Below are 18,537 nucleotides of genomic sequence, written 5' to 3'. Positions count from 1 at the left end.
GGGTGCGCGAGGAGGAGTTCATCGGCAGCGGCTGGGCGTTCCCGGCCGCGATCAACCGCACCGGCTCGGTCCGCCTGGTCAGCGGCGTCGACGAGATCGACGCGGCGATCCGGATGATCCTGTCCACGGTGCCGGGGGAACGGGTGATGCGCCCCGACTTCGGCTGCGCCATGTGGGAGATGCTGTTCGCCCCGCTCACCGCCGGCACGCTCGGCCTGATCGAGCAGTACGTCCGGGAGGCCCTGGAACGCTGGGAACCGCGGATCACATGTGAGAAGGTCCTGGCCGAGGCCGAGCAGTCCACCGGTACGGTGCACATCTCCGTCGGCTACCGCATCCGGTCCACCAACGACGTGCGCAACCTGGTGTTCCCCTTCTACACCATTCCCCACGAGGAGCCCCAGCCGTGAGCCTTCCCGCCCCCGAGTTGGACGACCGCCGGTTCCAGGACATCGTCGACGAGGCGAAGCGGCGCATCAACCGGCTGTGCCCGGAGTGGACCGACCACAACGTCTCCGACCCGGGCGTCGCGCTGGTCGAGTTGTTCGCCTGGATGACCGAGATGACCCTGTACCGGCTCAACCAGGTGCCGGACCGGCTCTACGTGAAGTTCCTGGAACTGGTCGGCGTCGAGCTGTTCTCGGCCGTACCGGCGCGGGTGGATCTGATGTTCACGCTGACCGCGCCGCGGGACGAACCGGTGCGGGTGCCCGCCGGGACGCAGGTCAGCACCGAGCGCCGGGACGACGAGGAGCCGGTCGTCTTCCTCACCGACTCCGAGCTGACGATCAGCCCGCCCAAGCTGGTGGCGTGCATGACGCACACCGGCGACCGCTACTCCGACCACTGGGAGGAGCTGCGCCGAGAGGCGTCGTCGGTGCGGCTCTTCCCGAACCTGCGCGTCGACGAGGCGGTGTATTTCGGCCTCGCCGACTCGGCCGCGGGCAACGTGCTGCGGCTCGAGGTGCAGACCGGCCCGGAGGGCGCCGGCGTCGACCCGCGCCGCCCGCCCCGGGTCTGGGAGGCGTGGGACGGCCAGCAGTGGACGGGCGTGCGGATCCTCTCCGACACCACCGCCGGTTTCAACAGCAGCGGCGACGTGACGCTGCTGCTCCCGTCCCGGCACGAGGCCCTGGCGATCGGCTCGCGGCGGGCGCACTGGTTGCGCTGCCGGTTGGTCCAGGCCGAGGAGGGGCAGCCGCAGTACGCCAACCCGCCGGAACTCGAGACGCTGTCGGCGGTGTCGCTCGGTGGCGCCATCCCGGCACATCACGCCGAACCGGCCCCCGCCGAGCTGCTCGGCGCCAGCAGCGGCCGCCCGGGCCAGACCTTCCAGGTGCGCCGCGTGCCGGTTCTGCCCCGCCGGTTCGACGAGTACGTCAAAGTGGTGCTGCCTCGCCGCGACCGGCACGGGGAGCCGGAAGAGGAGGAGTGGACCGAGGTCGCCGACCTGGCCGACGCGACCGTCCACGACAAGGTCTACACGTGGTCCGGCGCGACCGGCGAGATCCGCTTCGGCCCGCGCGTGCTGGACCGCGGCGGCCAGGTCTGGCAGCACGGCGCGATCCCGGCGATCGACGCTCAGATCTACGTGACCGGCTACCGCTTCGGCGGCGGCAAGCGCGGCAACGTGGCGGCCGAACGGCTGACCGTCCTGCACACGTCGATCCCGTTCGTCGCCTCGGTCACCAACCTCGACCCGAGCGCCGGCGGCGTGGACGCGGAGAGCGTCGACAACGCGAAGGTCCGCGGCCCGCTGCTGCTGCGCGGCGGGCGGCGTGCGGTCACCGCCGAGGACGTCGAGCGCCTCACCCTGGACGCGGCCCCGAACGTGGCCCGCGCCCGGTGCCTGCCGCCGTCGTCGCCCGGCGAACCGGCCCGGCTGTTCGTGGTGCCGCGGCTCGACGTACCCCCGGAGAATGTGACCTTGGATGATCTGGCCATCCCCGAGGAGCTCGAGGAGCAGATCAAGGCCTACCTCGAGCCGCGCCGGCTGCTCACCATGCGGATCCGCATCGAACCGCCCCGCTACCAGGGGGTCAAGGTGGTCTCGGAGGTGCGGGCAGGTCCGGGGGTACGCCCGGAGACCGTGCGCGAGCGCGCCGAGAGGGCCCTCTACGAGTACCTGAACCCGCTGACCGGCGGCCCGAGCGGCCAGGGCTGGCCGTTCGACACCGACCTGCGCCTGGGCGACGTGTACGGCGTGCTGCACGGCTCGTTCGGCGTGCAGGGCGTGGAGGCGGTGCACTTCTTCTCCGCCGACCTGCGCCGCAAGCGCACCCTCGACCAGGTGGAGCAGCGGTTGCGGCTGCTGCCGGAGGCGCTGTTCATGTCGTACGAGCACCGGGTGGTGGTCCAGCAATGACCTGGCTCGTGGACCAGTTGCCCCGGGCGATGGCGCAGGATCCGGTGCTGCGCGACTTCGTGCTCGCGTTCCAGGAGGTGGCCGACACCGTCCGGGAACGCATCGACAGCATCGAGTACCAGATGGACACCGGCCTGGCGAGCCCCGAGATGCTGCAGTTCCTCGGCTCCTGGCTGGGTGTCGAGCTGGAGCCGACCGACCCGGCCGAGTACCGGCGCTCGATGGTCCGCGAGGTGGGCCGGCTGCTCGGCTGGCGCGGCACCCGCTACGGCGTGGAGGCGCTGCTGGAGGCGGCGACCGGCGCCCGCGTGACCGTCGTCGACGTGGGCGGCATCTACGGCCGCAACGACAACGTGCCGGCCGAGAACCCGGTGGTGGTCGTGCAGATGGAACATACCGGGCATCTCACCGAGCGGCAGGTGCTGGGCTTCCTGCAGAGTGAGCTGCCGCTGGGGGCGCAGGTGCAGCTGGACGTGCGGTTCAAGCGGGACGACAAGGCGCAGGGCCGGGCGCGGCCTGGAGGTAGCAATGGCTAGGCAGATGCCGTGTCCCGACTGCGGGTCGCCGGTCCGGCCCGAGGTGGATCAGCTGTGCCCGAACTGCGGGTATCCGCTGATGTTCCTGCGGCAGCCGGCCGGGGACGAGGCCCGTGCGGTGCCGCGCAAGCCGAACGAGACGATCGAACAGACCGGCGTCTACCGCGGTATCGGCGTGACCACCCCGCAGCCGACTTACACCGGGCCGGGGACGCAGTGCGCGGGCTGCGGCTATCCGAACGAGCGGACCCGGGTCCGCTGCGAGCGCTGCGGCCGCGAGCTGCGCGCCGCCCGGCCGCAGCAGGTCCGGCTCGCCCCGCCGCCGGTGGCGGCCCCGGACCGCCGCTGGCTGGTGATCCTGCTGATCATCCTGGCGATCCTCGCCGTCCTGTCGATCGCCAGTGCCGTGGTGGCCTACTTCTTCTTCTAACGCCGCGGTCTCCTCTAACGCAGTGGTGTGATCACCAGCTCGGTCAGCGCGACCGGCGGCGTGGCCGCGCCGTCCTGCGAACGCGGCCGGACCAGCACGAAGTCGATGCCGCCGCGGGCCTTGGCCTTGTCCTCCGGCACGGCCAGCGACGGCTCGGTGGTCCGGGACAGGTCGGTGTACCCGACCTCCATCTCCAGGGTGTCCTTGGTCAGCGGCACCACGGTCAGCCCGCCGGCCGGCGCCCCCTGCAGGAAGTCCAGCAACACCGGCACGCTGTGACACTTGGTGGCGTCGTCCGGGTTGGCCGAGGTGAGGAACCGCTTCTGGTCGGCGTCGGTGACCACGGCGGTGGCGGTCGCGTTCTCGCAGCCCGGCACGGAAATCGAGCCCGGGTCGGCGCTGGACAGGAAGCCCTGGTCGCGGAAGGTGTCGGAGGCCAGCACCCCGTCCTTGGGCTTGGTCAGGTCGACCCGGCGCGGCGCCTGTGCCCCCGGCGGCTGCTCCTCCTCTGCCGCCGGAGAGGACGCCGCTTCCGACGGCGCGGCCGACGGCGGCGCCTGGGACGGCTGGGCGGCGGCACTGGGCTGGACCGGCACGGTCGGCGGCACCACGACCGGCGCGGTGGCGGCCGCCGGGTTCTGTGGCGGATCGTCCTTGGCGTTGCGAGCCATCAGCAGCGCCGGCACCGCGACCGCGGCGGCGAGCACCAGCACCCCCGCCGCGATCCCCGCGAACTTGGCGAACTTCGACGCGAACCGCGGCTTCTGCACGAACGAGGCGTTGCCCGTGCCCGGCGTGGCCCCCGGCAGGTCCGGCGTCGCGGTGATGGTCAGCGCCCGCTGCTTCTCCCGGTTCCACGGCAGCGGCGCCTGCACGGTGAGCAGGGCCTGCGCCGAGGTCCCCGGAGGCAGATCCACCCACCCCGGCTCGAAGGTCGCGATGACCCGCCGTTCCGGATCGGTGGCCGCGAGGTAGAGCCGCACCGGCGCGTTCCCGCCGTTGGACACCTCGACGGTGTACCGCCCCGCCCGCCCACCCGTGACGACTTCCGGGATGGCCTTGACGGCGATCGACTCGATCGAGGCAAGCTGCACCGGCACCTCGACGCACCGCGACACGTCATGCCGGTACTTGGACCGCACGAGCGCGCCCAGCACGTAGGTCCCCGCCGGCGCGGGCGGCTGAACGGGCAGCGTGATCCGCACGGTCAAGGTCCCCGACTCCGACGGCCGCAGTTTCGCGACGTCGGGCTCGGTGCGCACCTGAGCCCCGTCGGGCAGCCCGAGAAACTCGACCCCGTAGTGCTCCACGATGTCACTGGCATTGCGCACCGTGACATCAAAGGTCAGCGCATCCCCCGGCGACGCGTCCGCCCGCTCCGGCGTCACACTCACCCGTAGCGGCAAAGTCATCGCACCAGAGTTCCAGACCGCTTTCACCCCGACAATGACCGTCCGTGCAGGCTTACGGCCCTGCCCGCCGCGCTAGCGTTCCGGCATGCGGGTGCGGCTGCGCAGCAGACAGGCCGGGAGACGGGTCGACCTCGTCCTCGGCCTGCTGGTCGCCGCCGGCGTGCTCACCGGCCTGCTCGGCTGGTCGGTGGACGCGAACCTGCCCATCGACCCGATCCAGTTGCACGCCGGTGCCGCCCTGGCCATCCTGCTGATCGCCCCGTGGAAGGTCGCGGTGATCCGGCGAGGCCTGCGCCGGGCAGCGCGAGCCTGGTCGACCAAGGCGCTGTCCCTCATCCTGGCCGTGCTGATCCTGCTGACGATCGGCACCGGCCTGCTGCATGCGACCGGCAAGGTCGAGTACGTCGGCCCGCTGACCCTGATGCAGATCCACGTGGGCGCCGCGGTGGGCTCGCTGCTGGCCGTGATCCTGCACTTCACCGGCCACGCCGTCCGCCCCCGCCGCACCGACGCCGACCGGCGGGCCCTCCTGCGCCTGGCCGTCCTGGGCGCCGGCGCCACGGTGGCGACGGCCGTCTGGGACACCGCGGCCGCCACGCCCCGCCGCTACACGGGTTCGGTCCCCAAGCCCGAGCTACGCGTCACGTCCTGGTTCGACGACGGCATCCAGCGCATCGACCGCCAGGCGTGGACCCTGCGCGTACACCAGAAGGAATTCGACCTTGACGCCCTCCGAGCCCTCCCGCACGAAACCCTGACCGCGACCCTGGACTGCACCAGCGGCTGGTACAGCACTCAGCAGTGGTCCGGGGTCCGCCTGACCACCCTCCTCGAAGCGGCCGGCGTGCGGACAGGCACCGTGGAGGTCCGTTCCGTCACCGGCTACACCCGCTGGTTCGACGCCCACGACGACATCTGGCTGGCCACCGCCCTGAACGGCAGCCCCCTCTCCTACGGCCACGGCTACCCGGCCCGCATCGTCGCCCCGGGCCGCCGGGGCTTCTGGTGGGTCAAGTGGGTGACCGACATCCAGCCCGCACCACGCCCGCCCTGGGCCCAGTCGCCGTACCCTTTGGGCTAGCGGACCACCAGCCCGCGATCACGCCGCCACGAGGTTGCGCTCCTCAACCGTCACAGTCCTACCCAAGGTCAAAACCTTGCTGAAGTACGTGTGTCCGCAAAGTCCCGTCATCACCCACGGCCTGAGCGCGGGGAGACCTCCGCGATGACCGCCGGGTTGTTCCCGGTGGGGGAGATCAAGATCGGCGCCCACACAGTTGCCGTCTCAGTCAGGTCATCAGGTGGGCTCAGCGCGCGCTCACGATAGGACCGCCGCATCCGATCACCACCGAATCAGAGAGATTCCCGGGCCGCCTCGGCCGCCTCTTCCTGCGCCCGTAGTACCTCGCCCCACCCGCTGTCGTCCGTGATCGGCGGAGCGCCGCGACCGAGGATGTCGACGACCTCGCTCGGGATACGCATCGCGTAGAGCGGCCCAGGCCCGTTGTAGAGCGCCTTGAGCATCGGCGTGACCGGGTCCGGCAGCTCTCCCTCGGACTGAAGGTCGGCCGTGATTCGCGCGGTCGGCCGGGTTATGCCGCGCAGCATGCGCTCCTCGTCATAGCCGCCCAGCGCGTAGATGTGGTCGCGGTCGATAGTGCCGCCCCGTCGCGCCGCCTCCACGATCACGTCGGCGAGATCCCGGCGGCCCTCCCCGCGCAGCCTTTCCAGCAGCATGAGAACCGCCTTGTCGGTCCACCGGCCGACCTCCTCGGGGGGCGCCGACCGGGTGACCACGGCGTCTTGGGCGGAGGCCGGGCTGACGTCGAGGTCCAGCGCCTGCGACCTGATCAGCAGGTCGCTCGGACGCATCAGGAACAGCCGCCGTCCGGTGCGGTCGAAGAACTCCTTCACCATCTCCTGACGCGGGCCGATGACGTCCGCCCCCCGGCGCCACCACCAGTCCTCCTTCTCGTCGTTCGTGACGATGATGAGGTCGAGCTGACGGGTCTGGGCCTCGTTGCACGCCTGGATGTAGATGAGGAAGTCACCCGTCGCGCCTTCGGGGTTCTCGTCACCTTTGTCGGCGTCCAGGTAGCCGGGCGGCACCAGGTTCTCCACGCGCTGCGCACCCTCGGCGATCAGATCATTCCAGGTCTTCTCGTCAGGCCGGGCCAGCACCCTGCCCCGCAGCAGGCTCGCCAGCCGACTGAGCACGGGGTCGTCGCCGGTGGGGGTGGTCGCGTGGACGCGGTCCGGCGCGGCCCGGTCGATCGCTTCCTGCAACGCCTCGAACACCGTGTCAACCTGGTCGTGCAGGGCCTTGAGCTCATGTTCGTCGAGGGCGACCTGCCGGGACCAGATGTCCAAGGCCCGGGCGGCGCCCGACCGGCTCTTGTCCAGTGCCGATCGGGCCGCGTCGGTCGCCTGCGCCGGATTGCCGATCGCCTTGAGCCGGTTGCGGTGGAACTCCCGCATCGCCTGGTGCGGCACCACGAGCCGGTCGCCGAGACGCTCGAAGATCGCGAGCAGATCCTGAGTGGTGCGTGAGTTGTACCGATAGAGGTTGAGCAGGACGTTCGCGTCGACCGCGACGAGGGCGGCCGTCAGCGCGTGACGCTGCTCGGTTTCGCTCACCACCTGGTAGCCCTCAAACCCGTCGAACAGCCCGGTCATCGCGGGGCCTCCCTTCGAGGCGTCCATTGTGGTCTGCACGCCGACGACAGGGCATCAGCCGGATGACCGCGGCCGGCGGTCGATCGGCGGTACGCCGGATGGCTAAGAGGTGGGCACGGCATGGCGGACGGCTGGGGCGATCTCGTGCGCCCAGCGGGCGAGCGTTGTCTCGTCGGGCGCGCCGCCGGTGGGGGAGAAGAGCATGAAGCCCGACGCCCCATGGTCACGAACCGCCTCGGTGAGCTCGGCGACCCATTGGGCCGGTGAGCCGCCGATCCACCGCCCCTCCTCGCTGCGGGTGGCCGGCAACGGCTGATCGGTGATGCGTCCCGGCAGATTGAAGATCGTCCGGACATCACCCGGGTCGCGCCCTGCCGAGGCCGCCGCCTCGTCGATGATCGCCCGCCCGGCCCGGTAGCGGTCGCTGCGCCAATCGGCGGCGTGGCCCGGGATCCAGCCGTCGGCGACGCGGCCGGTCGCGGCCAGCGATCGCGGCCCCACCGACCCGGTCCACACCGGCGGCGCCGCCTCGGGCGACGTCTCCAGCCCGGTGACCGAGTAGTACTGGCCGTGGTGGGTGACCGGCGCCCCGCCGCCGCACAGCGACCGGATCAGCGTGATCGCCTCCTCGAAGGCGTCCACCGCCTGGCCGGGGGAGAGCGCCGGCACGCCCATCGACGCGATCCGCTCCCAGCGGCCGCCGGCCCCGGCGCCCAGCACGATCCGGCCGCCGGAGAGTGCCGACAGCCCGGCGACGGTCCGGGCGAGCATCGGTGCGGGCCGCAGCGGCAGGTTGGTGACGTTGACGAAGCCGCTCAGCCGCTCGGTGGCGCCGAGCACGAACCCGAGCGCGGCGTACGCGTCGATCCGCCCGCCCAGATAGGGATGGTCGGAGAGCGAGATGTAGTCCAGCCCGTCCCGGTCCGCGGCCCGCGCCGACGGCAGCAGTGTCGCGTCGTCCGCTCCGAATCCGAAAGTTACCGTCATGATTCCCCCGCCTGATAGTTCGTAGAACGAACAGTAATTCAGGTCGAGGGGAACACGACAGGAACTGCGTTGGAGAACACGATGCCGCCGAGCGATCCGGTCAGCGCCGAACGTTCGTCCGCGGAGAGCCCCGCGGTCAGCGACTCGATCCGCCGGCACGCGTCGTCGTAGAAGGCGCCGGCCACCCGCCGTCCGCGCGGGGTGAGCCGCACCCGCACGGCGCGCGTGTCCTGGCTGTCGACGGCGCGCTCCACCAGCCCGTTCCGCTCGGTGCGGTCGACCAGTCCGGACAGGCTGGACTTGGCCAGCCCCAGCGTCGACGACAGCTCACCCATCCCGTACGCCTGCTTCATCAGCACGCACAGCAGCTGACCCTGCTGCTGGGTGAGCCCGTGCTCCCGAGCCGCCTCGCCATAAACCGCATTCACCAGGAACGACGCCCGTACCAACGCGGCCACGACGTCGAGCTGCTCCCTCATCCCGCCGACCCTAGCAGCGGTAGTTCGCAACCCGAACCGTCGCGATGCCCGATATGCACGCGCCGTGCGTCCGGTCATCGAAGTGCAGTCGCCGGCCGAACGTTCATGGAATTCCAAGTTGCCTGCGGACGGCGGCCCGGTACTTGATGTAGTACCCGAAGTATTTGAGGTCGATACCTTTTTCGGAATAGGCTGATCCGCAGCAGGCGTAATGAACGTGCGTGAAACCTTGGTTCTGAAGGTCGTTCATCACATCGCTGAGCAGAGTGCTCGCGTTCACCGTGTAGGACGTGCCCACGACCTGAAGATTTCCCGGGTGGGAAACGGTGTAGTTCAGGACTTGATCGCCTGCCTGGTAGGTCTTGGGGAACTCGGGTGGCATCGGCTTGGTTTCGCCGCCGTGGCCGGGAGCCAGCTTCAGGTCCTGAGTGCCGGGGAAGTTGCCGAGCTCGACCTGATGGCCCACGCTGTCGTCCATGGCAGTTCCAGGCGGGCCGTACATGGTTATCTGCATCCCCGCGGGAACGGCGAAGAAAGGCTCGACCTTTGCTCTTTTCGATCTAGGCGCATTCCCTTGCGCAGGTGCGGCGCGTTTGAGCCGCTTGGTGTTCTCGTCGCTGTAGCGCCCATGTCCAGCGACGACCGTGAGCGGCCCGGCCTGCAACTCGATGATGCGATCGTTGTCCCACTGCGAGGGGTGCGGCAACGCTCCGAAAGCCGCCACGAGATCGGCATGGGACACCGCATTGGCGCCGAGGCTGATGCGATGGGCGTTGAACATCGTGGTGTCCTCGGCGCGCGTTCCGGGGATCTCCGCGCCGTTGACGAAGGCGGCTGTACGTTGCACCGTCGCCCGCTCACCCAGCAACGCGGCCACTGCTTGGTTCCCGGCGGTGCGCTGCAGGCGTAGCAGTCGTCGATGGCCGCCGTCGGTGTGCAGAGGTTCGCTGCCCGCCGGTCTCGGATCGCCGGTCTCGGACTGTGATCGACGATGCACGCGTCCGGCCATCAGCTTCCTTCGCTCATGTCCACAGTGGCCAGTCAAAGGGCGCGGATGTGGCCGCGCAAGTAGGTCGTCACCTTCTGAGGATTCTGCGGGCGTGTGTGCACCGCGGGACGTCAGGAGGAACGGCGCTGGAGGAACTCGTACACGTCCTGGGCGTCGACGCCGGGGAAAGTGCCCGGCGGGAGGGCGGCCAGCAGGTGGCTGTGCACGCGGGCGCTCGGCCACGCCTGGCCCTCCCAGCGGGAGACCAGCTCGGACGGGGGCCGGCTGCAGCAGTCCGGGTCGGGGCAGCGGGAGACCGTACGCCGGGTGGTGTCGCCGCCGCGGAACCAGCGGGCGTGCTCGTACGGCGTGCCGACGGTGACCGAGAACTCGCCGGAGCGGGTCGACTCGACGTGGACCGTGCACCAGTAGGTGCCGGCCACCGTGTCGGTGAACTGGTAGAAGCTGGAGTACGGGTCCTCCGAGCCGAAGACCGTGCGCGACGCCCAGCGGCGGCAGATCGGCTGGCCCTCGATGGCACCGGTGACGTCGGCGGGGAAGCGTACGTTGTCATTCTCGTAGGCCTTGTAGACCACCCCGCTCTCGTGCACGCGGGTGAAGTGCACCGGAATGCCGAAGTGATGGGTCGCCAGGTTGGTGAAGCGGTGGGCGGCCGTCTCGTAGGAGACGCCGAACGCGTCCCGGAAGTCGTCGATCGCCAGCGCCCGGTCAGCCTTGGCGTCGCGCAGGAACTCGACCGCGAACTTCTCCGGCATGAGCAGCGCCGCCGCGAAGTAGTTGGCCTCGACCCGCTGGCGCAGGAAGTCGCCGTAGTCGACCGGGTCGTTGTGGCCGAGCACGAAGTGGCCGAGGGTCTGCAGGACGACGGCCCGCGGGTCGTGGCCCTTGCCGCTGGCCACCTGCGGCAGGTAGATCCGCCGGTTGCGCAGGTCGGTCACGGACCGGGTCGAGTTCGGCAGATCCGGTACGTAGTGCAGGGTGAAGCCGATCTGCGCGGCGATGTCGAGGATTCCCCGCTGGGACAACGGTCCCGTGGAGTGGCGTACCGATCGCAGCACCGACGCCGCGGGCGCCTCGATCTCCGGGAAGTAGTTGTCCCGCTCGCGCATGTCCACCCGCAGCTGCGCGTTGGCGCGGCGGGCCACCTCGGGGGTCGCGCTCTGCTCGGCCTGCCGGCGGGCGAGCTCACGGTGCAACCCGATCAGCGACTCCAGCGCGTCGGCGGGGAGCCGGCGACCGACCCGCACGGGCGGGAGGTCCAGCACCCCGTACGCGGAAGAGTCTTGAAAATGTGCCAGCTCGATCTCCAGGGCGGCGCGCCGGGACGGCGGCTCGGGGACCAGCAGGTCTGCCAGGGGCACGTCCAGCGCGGCGGCCAGCGCCTGGAGCATCGACAGCTTGGGCTCCCGTTTCCCGTTCTCGATCAGTGAGAGCTGCGACGGGGCGCGTCCGACGGCGGCGCTGAGCTGGTCGAGGGTCATGCCTCTCGCCCGGCGGTGGTGGCGGAGCCGCTGCCCGAGGAGGACGAGATCCATGATTTAACGCTAACAGAAAAACTTGCAATCTTCTGCTCACAAAGCCCTGCCATAGTCGCGTTCCGACCGGCAAGAGTGAGGTTCTTACGACGGAGGGGAACACGATGACCGATGTCAGAGGCGGTACCGCAGCGGACCTCACTCGGACCTGGGCCGGCGATCCTCGGTGGCTGGGCATCCGCCGGGACTACACCGCGCAGGACGTGGTGCGGCTGCGGGGCACGCTCCAGGAACGGCACACGCTCGCCGAGCGGGGCGCGGCCCGGCTGTGGGAGCTGCTGCACGACGAGGATTACGTCAACGCGCTCGGCGCCCTGACCGGCGGCCAGGCCGTCCAGATGGTGCGCGCCGGGCTCCAGGCGATCTACCTGTCCGGCTGGCAGGTGGCGGCCGACGCGAACCTGTCCGGGCACACGTACCCGGACCAGAGTCTCTATCCGGCCAACTCGGTGCCCGCGGTGGTCCGGCGGATCAACAACGCCCTGCTGCGCGCCGACCAGATCGACACCGCCGCGGGTCGCCACGACCGCGACTGGTTCGCGCCGATCGTCGCCGACGCGGAGGCCGGGTTCGGTGGCCCGCTGAACGCGTTCGAGCTGATGAAGGCCATGATCGCCGCCGGCGCCGCGGGCGTGCACTGGGAGGACCAGCTCGCCAGCGAGAAAAAGTGCGGGCACCTGGGCGGCAAGGTTCTGGTCCCGACCCAGCAGCACATCCGCACGCTCAACGCGGCCCGGCTCGCCGCCGACGTCTGCGGTGTCCCGTCGCTGGTCATCGCCCGTACCGATGCCTTGGCCGCGGACCTGATCACCACCGACGTGGACGAGCGCGACCAGCCCTTCCTCACCGGCGACCGCACCGCGGAGGGTTTCTTCCGGGTGCGGAGCGGGCCGGAGGCCGCGATCGCCCGAGGAACCGCCTACGCCGACTACGCGGACCTTCTGTGGGTCGAGACCGGCAAGCCCGACCTGGAGTTCGCCCGCGAGTTCGCCGAGGCGATCCACGCGAAACACCCGGACAAGATGCTGGCCTACAACTGCTCGCCGTCGTTCAACTGGAAACGCAACCTGGACGACGCGACGATCGCCCGCTTCCAGAAGGAGCTCGGCGCGATGGGCTACAAGTTCCAGTTCGTCACGCTGGCCGGCTTCCACGCGCTGAACCACTCGATGTTCGAGCTGGCCCGCGGCTACGCCGACAACGGCATGAGCGCGTATGTGAAGTTGCAGGAGGCCGAGTTCGCCGCGGAGGCGGACGGCTACACCGCGACCAAGCACCAGGCCGAGGTGGGCACCGGCTACTTCGACGCCGTCTCGACCGCCCTCAACCCCGACAGCTCGACCACGGCCCTTTCCGGCTCGACCGAAGCGGAGCAGTTCTGATGACCGTTGAAGAGATCGTCATCACCGGCAGCACGGCCGGGCGATACTCGGAGATCCTGACCCCCGAGGCGGTCGCGTTCGTGGTGGCTCTGGACAGGGAGTTCGGGGCGCGGCGGGTGCAACTGCTCGACCGGCGGCGGCGCCGGCGCGCCGCGCGTACCGATGAGCTGGACTTTCTGGAGTCGACCCGGCACATCCGCACGGACACGTCGTGGACGGTCGCGCCGCCGGCCGAGGACCTGATGGACCGGCGGGTGGAGATCACCGGGCCGCCGGCCCGCAAGAAGACCGTCAAGGCGCTGGAGAGCGGCGCCATGGTGTGGATGGCCGACTTCGAGGACGCCACGTCGCCGACCTGGGACAACCTCATCGAGGGCCAGCTCAACCTGCTGGACGCGATGCCTCTGGACAACGACGCACACGCCACGATCATGGTCCGGCCGCGGGGCTGGCACCTGCCCGAGTGCCACATCCGGATCGGCGGGCGGGCCATCTCGGCGTCGCTGTTCGACTTCGGCATGTACCTGTTCCACTGCGGCCGCAAGCAGATCGAGCGTGGCAGCGGCCCGTACTTCTACCTGCCCAAGCTCGAGTCACATCTGGAGGCCCGCCTCTGGAACGACGTCTTCGTGCACGCCCAGGAACTGCTCGGCATCCCGCGCGGCACCATCCGGGCGACCGTGCTGATCGAGACGGTCACCGCGGCGTTCGAGATGGAGGAGATCCTGTACGAGCTCCGCGAGCACTCCGCGGGCCTGAACGCGGGGCGCTGGGACTACCTGTTCAGCATGATCAAGAACCGTCCGGACGTGGTGCTGGCCGAGCGCTCGCAGCTGACGATGACGGCGCCGTTCATGCGGTCGTACACCGAACTGCTCGTGGCGACCTGCCACCGGCGCGGCGCCCACGCGATCGGCGGGATGGCCGCGGTCGTGCCCAGCAAGGACCCGGTCGCCGCGAAACGCGCGCTCAACCAGGTGCGGCAGGACAAGCGGCGCGAGGTCGGCGACGGCTTCGACGGCTCCTGGGTGGCGCACCCCGGCCTGGTCGAGACCTGCCGCGACGTCTTCGACCAGTGGCTGGGCTTCGAGCCGCACCAGATCGTCCGCCGCCGCGACGACGTGCGGGTCACGGCCAAGGACCTGCTGGACGTGAAACGCAACTACGGCGGCATCAGCGAGGTGGCGCTGCGCACGTCGATCAGCGTGGCGGTGCGCTACATCGCGGCCTGGCTCGGCGGTCAGGGTGCGGTCGCGCTGAACGGGCTGATGGAGGACGCGGCCACCGCCGAGATCTGCCGGGCGCAGCTGTGGCAGTGGATCGCGTCGGCCACCCCCACCGACTACGGCGTGCCGATCTCGGCCGGCATGGTCACCCGGATGCTCCGCGAGGAACTGGACGTGCTGTCCGCGACGGGTGCGCTCGACGAGGACGCGGCCCGGCGGTACGGGCAGGCCCGCACCCTCCTGACCGTGCTGCTCACCGAGCGCACCTGCACGGAGTTCCTCACCCTGCCGGCCTACCTGCGGCACCTGTCCGGGGCGACCGCCCAGGTGGCGCTGGCGGCCTGATGCGCTACTCGAGCTCCTTCAGCGTCTTGCGGGAACCCCTCTCATGAAGGAGCCCGAGCACGTAGTCGTACGTCGAGGCGAAGCGCTCGTTGTCCGCCAGGTCGCCGAAGAGGTCGTGGTTCTGGATGAAGGTCCGCGTGCGCGCCCTCTCCTTGAGTTCAGGGGCCAGCCGGTCGACCACCTCGATCGGCTGGCCCTCCTCGTCCCGGCCCTCGGCGTACCGGGCCCACGACGCGACGACCGCGGTGGCGCGCAGGATCTCCCCGTCGTTCTCCAGGTTGTGCCGGATCACCGGGAGCAGCCACTTGGGGATGCGGTCCGAGCTCTCCGCGCACAACCGCGCCACGGTGTCCCGGACCTGGGCGTTGGAGAAACGTTCGATCAGCTGGTGACGGTAGGCGTCGAGGTCGATGCCCGGCACCGGCTCCAGGGTGGGGGAGGCCTCGCGTTCCATGTAGGCCAGCAGGAAGTCGGCGAAGAGCGGCTCCTGCGCGACGTCGTGCACGAGGCGGTACCCGGCGAGGTACCCGAAGTAGCAGAGCGCCTGGTGGCTGGCGTTGAGGAGGCGGAGCTTCATCAGCTCGTACGGCTCGACGTCCTCGACCACCTGCACGCCCGCGTCCTCGAACGGCGGCCGCCCCTGGTTGAACGTGTCCTCGAGCACCCACTGGGTGAACGGCTCGCACACCACCGGCCAGCCGTCGTCGATGCCCCACCGGTCCCGCACGAGCGCCCGGTCCTGGTCGGTGGTCACCGGCGTGATCCGGTCCACCATGCTGTTCGGGAACTCGACGTTCTCCTCGATCCACGTGCCCAGCTCCGGGTCGCGCAGGTTCGCGAACGCGACGAAGCTGCGCCGCGCGGCGTGCCCGTTCCCCTGGATGTTGTCGCAGCTCATGATCGTGAACGGCGCCTTGTCCTGCGCGCGACGACGAGCCAGCGCCTCGGTGATCAGCCCGAACGTGGTCTTCGGCAGATTCCCCGCCCGCAGATCGTGCTGCACGTCCGGGTTGTCGGTCACGAACTCGCCGGTGACCGCATTGATGTTGTACCCACCTTCGGTCACGGTCAGCGACACGATCCGCACGTCGTCGGAGACCATCTTCGCGATGACCGCCTCCGGGTCCTCCGGCGCGAACAGATATTCCTTGATCGACCCGACGACCCGAGGCTCGAAAGTCCCGTCCGGCGCCTTGACGACCAGCGTGTAGAGCCCGTCCTGGGCATCGAGCACGTCCCGCATCTGCAGGTCCTGAGGCATCACCCCGACCCCGCAGATGGCCCAGTCCAGCGCTTTGCCCTCGTTCATCAGCCGATCCAGATACATCGCCTCGTGGGCACGGTGGAAGCCACCCACCCCGAAATGCACGATCCCGGTCCGCAGCTCGTTGCGGTCATACCCGGGCCCGGGCACCTCACTGGGCAGTTCGGTCAGATTCTGTTGGGTGAGCGGCGACATCACGTGTCCTCCCACTGCTGCGCTGCTGGTAGGCGTCCTCCTCAGCATCGCACCAGACACCGACGGTCACCGGGAACCCCCTCCCAAGATCTTCGAAAGCCCTTCCCCGCGTACGCCCACAGCACCTGCTCGCCCCCACTCTGACCTGCGAAGATGGGCACGCTCCGCGCTGCGCCCCGGGTTGTTCCCGGTGCTCCGGCCAGACCACCCGCGAGCCCCTGCTTCCCACCCTGCGAGCCGGTCGCCGGCCCCGCACAGCCACCCACCCCAGAGCCCCGGCCCACCCACGACGCCCGCCCGGCCCGCCCGCAGTCCCGCACCCGCGAAGCCCATCCGGTCACCGCCGTGCCCGCCCACCGCAGCCCGATCGGTCACGCCGGGCCTACCCGCGTGCCCCGCCTCGGTCGCGCCGAGCCCCCTGCCGGCAGCCCGTCGCGCTTAAGCTCCCGCTCATGAGCCATGCCTTCACCGTCGTCCTGCGCGGCTACGACCGGACGCAGGTCGACCGCCTCGTCTCCCAGGCCGACCAGGCGCTCGCCTCGGGCAGCGAGACGGCCAGGCTGGCGGCCCTGCAAACGTTGAACGGCGCAAAGCCAGGCGTCTCCTTACGCGGCTACGACCGTGCCGAGGTCGACCGCGCCCTCAACCAACGCCGAGACCGACTAGCCGCCGGCAGCCAGCTCCAGTCCGGCGCCGGCAGCTCCGACCGCCCCGGCCCCGGCGACCGCTCCAGCGCTGACAACTCCGACCATTTCAGCGGTGACGACCCCGGCCGATCCGGCAGCGGCCCCGACCGACCCGGCACTGCCCAGCCCGACCAGCGTGGCGGCGCTCAGTTCGGTGACCGTCCTCTCTCGCCGGCGGCACGCCCTGCCCCGCCCGAATTCACCGTCGTTCTCCGTGGCTACGCGGTGCCCGAGGTGGACAAACTCTTCACCCAGGTCGATGACGCGCTGGCTTCCGGGAGCGAAATCTCCCGAGCCGCGGCCCGCCAAGCCTTGGTCACCGCCGACTTCCCGGTCTCCTTGCGCGGCTACGACCGCCGCCAGGTCGACCAGCTGATCGAGTTCCGCCTGCGACTCCTCACCGAAGCCGGCTGACACCGGGCGCGAGCCGGCACAGGTGTCAGTCCGTGACAGGACTCAGCGGCGGGCCAGATAGACCATGCGCTTCGCCCGGACCACGAGGTCGTCGCGCTGGGGGACGGCCGCCGCGACCGCCGCCAGTGACGCCACGTCGGCGGGGGACAGGCGCTCCGCGAGGCCGTGGCTCATGCGCTCCAGGGACAGCTGGGCGTAACGCCCGCCGGCCGCCGGCAGGGGAGGCTCCAGGGCGATGTCGAAGCGGCGCTCCTCGACCGGGTCGAAGCCGGCCGCCTTCAGGCGTGCCGCCCAATCCTCGTGCATGTGCAGGCCGGCCTCGTCGCGCATGGCGGCCATCGCCTCGTGGGCGCGCCGTTCCAGGACGGAGTGGGGGTCGGTGGCGGGCAGGAACAGTGGGAACGCGTCCAGTTCCGTGACCGCGAGAACGCCGCCGGGCCGCAGCGCCGCGTACGCCCGGGACAGTGCCGCGCCGGGGTCGGCCATGTGGTGCATGGACGCCGACGCCCAGATCAGATCGGCGGGGCCGCCCAGGTCGGGCCACGGCTGGTCGAGGTCGGCCCGCACGGTACGGATCCGGTCGGCGAGGCCGGCCGCCTCGGCCTTGTGCCTGAGGTGGCCGAGCATCTCCTCGTCGACGTCGAGGGCGGTGACCGTGGCGCCGGGGAGGGCCCGGGCCAGGGACAGGGAGCCGATGCCGGTGCCGGCGCCCAGGTCGAGGACGTGCGGGCGGTCGGGGGCCGTCGCGCCCACCCACGCGAAGACCGTGGCGTGGTAGTCGGACAGGACCTCGGCGTCGAGGTCGAGGAGTTCGGCGAAGTGGGTGTGAGCCATGCCGGCAACGCTACCCAGCAGTTGCGGCTAACGCATAGCATCTTGCGTATGAAGCAAGACGCCGAGTTGGAGGAGCTGGTCCGGCAGCGGATCCGCGGGCTGCGCATCGCCCGTGGCTGGTCGCTGGACGAGCTGGCCGCCCGCTGTCACCTGAGCCCGTCCACGCTGAGCCGCATCGAGACCGGTCACCGCCGCATCGCGCTCGATCAGCTGGCCTCGATCGCCCGGGCGCTCGACACGTCGCTGGACCAGCTGGTCGAGTCCGGCTCCGACGAGGACGTGGTGATCCGCCCGCACCACAACGACGCCCGCGGCACCACCACCTGGCTGCTGTCGCGCGAGGGTGCCCCGATGATGGTGGCCAAGATGCGGGTCACCCGCCCGGTCCCGGCCGACCTGCGCGTGCATCCGGGCCGCGACTGGTTCACGGTGCTGTCCGGCGCCCTCACGCTGCGCCTCGGCGAGCGCACGATCGTGGTCCGTGCGGGGGAGGCGGCCGAGTTCGACACGATGGTCCCGCACGCGTTCGGCGCCGCCGAGGGCCCGGCCGAGATCCTCTGCATCCTCGATCACGCCGGCGAGCGCTCACACCTCAATCACAACCATTCTTAGGTACGCGCACAGCACGGTCCCGTCATCGAGCCCGGCTGGGCGGTCCAAGCTCTCCGCGCGCTGCCGCCGGGTTGTCCCGGAAGTTTCGGCCGGTCGGCCCGCCCAGCCGTAGTCGGCTCCCTCCACAACAGCAGCCGGAGAGCCCATGGA

The 18,537-nt window shown here is 70.5% G+C and carries 17 protein-coding genes; 9 read left to right on the top strand and 8 right to left on the bottom strand.

Annotation, left to right across the window (positions count from 1 at the left end):
• Positions 1–2 precede the first annotated feature (2 nt).
• From QSK31_RS37920 to QSK31_RS37905, 4 genes are read left to right on the top strand one after another with little or no spacing between them, the layout of a single operon-like run.
• Positions 3–410: a GPW/gp25 family protein gene (locus tag QSK31_RS37920; RefSeq protein WP_285689537.1), complete on the top strand. Its 408-nt coding sequence runs from the start codon at positions 3–5 to the stop codon at positions 408–410.
• Positions 407–2,365 carry a putative baseplate assembly protein gene (locus tag QSK31_RS37915; protein WP_285689536.1) on the top strand — a complete coding sequence of 653 codons (1,959 nt, stop codon included), beginning with the start codon at positions 407–409 and terminating at the stop codon, positions 2,363–2,365. Before QSK31_RS37920 ends, QSK31_RS37915 begins: the two co-directional genes overlap by 4 nt.
• The gene (locus tag QSK31_RS37910; RefSeq protein ID WP_285689535.1) at positions 2,362–2,901 is read left to right on the top strand and encodes a phage tail protein; all 540 of its coding nucleotides are present in this window, start codon (positions 2,362–2,364) and stop codon (positions 2,899–2,901) included. The genes QSK31_RS37915 and QSK31_RS37910 overlap by 4 nt, the downstream gene beginning before the upstream one ends.
• Entirely contained in the window at positions 2,894–3,331 is a 438-nt protein-coding gene (locus tag QSK31_RS37905; protein WP_285689534.1) for a zinc-ribbon domain-containing protein, read from the top strand. The genes QSK31_RS37910 and QSK31_RS37905 overlap by 8 nt, the downstream gene beginning before the upstream one ends.
• A 14-nt stretch (positions 3,332–3,345) precedes the next feature.
• Here QSK31_RS37905 and QSK31_RS37900 read toward each other — a convergent pair whose 3' ends face one another.
• Entirely contained in the window at positions 3,346–4,743 is a 1,398-nt protein-coding gene (locus tag QSK31_RS37900) for a COG1470 family protein (protein WP_285689533.1), read from the bottom strand.
• Between the two features lie 85 nt (positions 4,744–4,828).
• Here QSK31_RS37900 and QSK31_RS37895 point away from each other — a divergent pair, with 85 nt between their 5' ends.
• Positions 4,829–5,824, top strand: a complete 996-nt coding sequence (locus QSK31_RS37895) for a molybdopterin-dependent oxidoreductase (RefSeq protein WP_285689532.1) — start codon at positions 4,829–4,831, stop codon at positions 5,822–5,824.
• Between the two features lie 272 nt (positions 5,825–6,096).
• On the opposite strand, the gene QSK31_RS37890 is transcribed toward QSK31_RS37895, so the two are convergent.
• From QSK31_RS37890 to QSK31_RS37870, 5 genes are all read right to left on the bottom strand, one after another.
• Positions 6,097–7,419: a PIN-like domain-containing protein gene (locus QSK31_RS37890; protein WP_285689531.1), complete on the bottom strand. Its 1,323-nt coding sequence runs from the start codon at positions 7,417–7,419 to the stop codon at positions 6,097–6,099.
• Positions 7,420–7,521: 102 nt separating this feature from the next.
• Entirely contained in the window at positions 7,522–8,406 is an 885-nt protein-coding gene (locus QSK31_RS37885; protein WP_285689530.1) for an LLM class flavin-dependent oxidoreductase, read from the bottom strand.
• Positions 8,407–8,444: 38 nt separating this feature from the next.
• Positions 8,445–8,885, bottom strand: coding sequence for a MarR family winged helix-turn-helix transcriptional regulator (locus tag QSK31_RS37880; protein ID WP_285689529.1), 441 nt, complete (start codon positions 8,883–8,885; stop codon positions 8,445–8,447).
• 103 nt (positions 8,886–8,988) lie between these two features.
• Entirely contained in the window at positions 8,989–9,894 is a 906-nt protein-coding gene (locus QSK31_RS37875; protein ID WP_285689528.1) for a putative adhesin, read from the bottom strand.
• Positions 9,895–10,004: 110 nt separating this feature from the next.
• Positions 10,005–11,429, bottom strand: a complete 1,425-nt coding sequence (locus tag QSK31_RS37870) for an XRE family transcriptional regulator (protein WP_285689527.1) — start codon at positions 11,427–11,429, stop codon at positions 10,005–10,007.
• A 104-nt stretch (positions 11,430–11,533) separates the two neighbouring features.
• On the opposite strand from QSK31_RS37870, the gene aceA reads away from it, so the two are divergent.
• Together aceA and aceB are read left to right on the top strand one after the other, a co-directional pair.
• Positions 11,534–12,811, top strand: a complete 1,278-nt coding sequence (gene aceA / locus QSK31_RS37865; RefSeq protein WP_285689526.1) for an isocitrate lyase — start codon at positions 11,534–11,536, stop codon at positions 12,809–12,811.
• On the top strand, positions 12,811–14,382 hold the full coding sequence (gene aceB / locus QSK31_RS37860; RefSeq protein WP_285689525.1) for a malate synthase A: 1,572 nt from the start codon (positions 12,811–12,813) through the stop codon (positions 14,380–14,382). Before aceA ends, aceB begins: the two co-directional genes overlap by 1 nt.
• Positions 14,383–14,386: 4 nt before the next feature.
• On the opposite strand, the gene QSK31_RS37855 is transcribed toward aceB, so the two are convergent.
• Positions 14,387–15,841, bottom strand: a complete 1,455-nt coding sequence (locus QSK31_RS37855; protein ID WP_285689524.1) for a mannitol dehydrogenase family protein — start codon at positions 15,839–15,841, stop codon at positions 14,387–14,389.
• A gap of 452 nt (positions 15,842–16,293) precedes the next feature.
• Here QSK31_RS37855 and QSK31_RS37850 point away from each other — a divergent pair, with 452 nt between their 5' ends.
• On the top strand, positions 16,294–16,941 hold the full coding sequence (locus QSK31_RS37850) for a hypothetical protein (protein ID WP_285689523.1): 648 nt from the start codon (positions 16,294–16,296) through the stop codon (positions 16,939–16,941).
• A gap of 42 nt (positions 16,942–16,983) precedes the next feature.
• Here the strand turns inward: QSK31_RS37850 and QSK31_RS37845 are convergent, their stop codons facing one another.
• Positions 16,984–17,775 (bottom strand): class I SAM-dependent methyltransferase, encoded by a 792-nt coding sequence (locus QSK31_RS37845; RefSeq protein ID WP_285689522.1) that lies wholly within the window; start codon positions 17,773–17,775, stop codon positions 16,984–16,986.
• A gap of 48 nt (positions 17,776–17,823) precedes the next feature.
• On the opposite strand from QSK31_RS37845, the gene QSK31_RS37840 reads away from it, so the two are divergent.
• Positions 17,824–18,387 carry a helix-turn-helix domain-containing protein gene (locus QSK31_RS37840; RefSeq protein ID WP_285689521.1) on the top strand — a complete coding sequence of 188 codons (564 nt, stop codon included), beginning with the start codon at positions 17,824–17,826 and terminating at the stop codon, positions 18,385–18,387.
• Positions 18,388–18,537 lie beyond the last annotated feature (150 nt).

Origin of the sequence: Actinoplanes sp. NBRC 103695 (genome assembly GCF_030269485.1) — a bacterium.
In the GTDB taxonomy this organism is placed as follows: domain Bacteria; phylum Actinomycetota; class Actinomycetes; order Mycobacteriales; family Micromonosporaceae; genus Actinoplanes.
The sequence above is the reverse complement of the archived record's forward strand: the minus strand, read 5'-3'. Positions and strand labels throughout refer to the sequence as shown.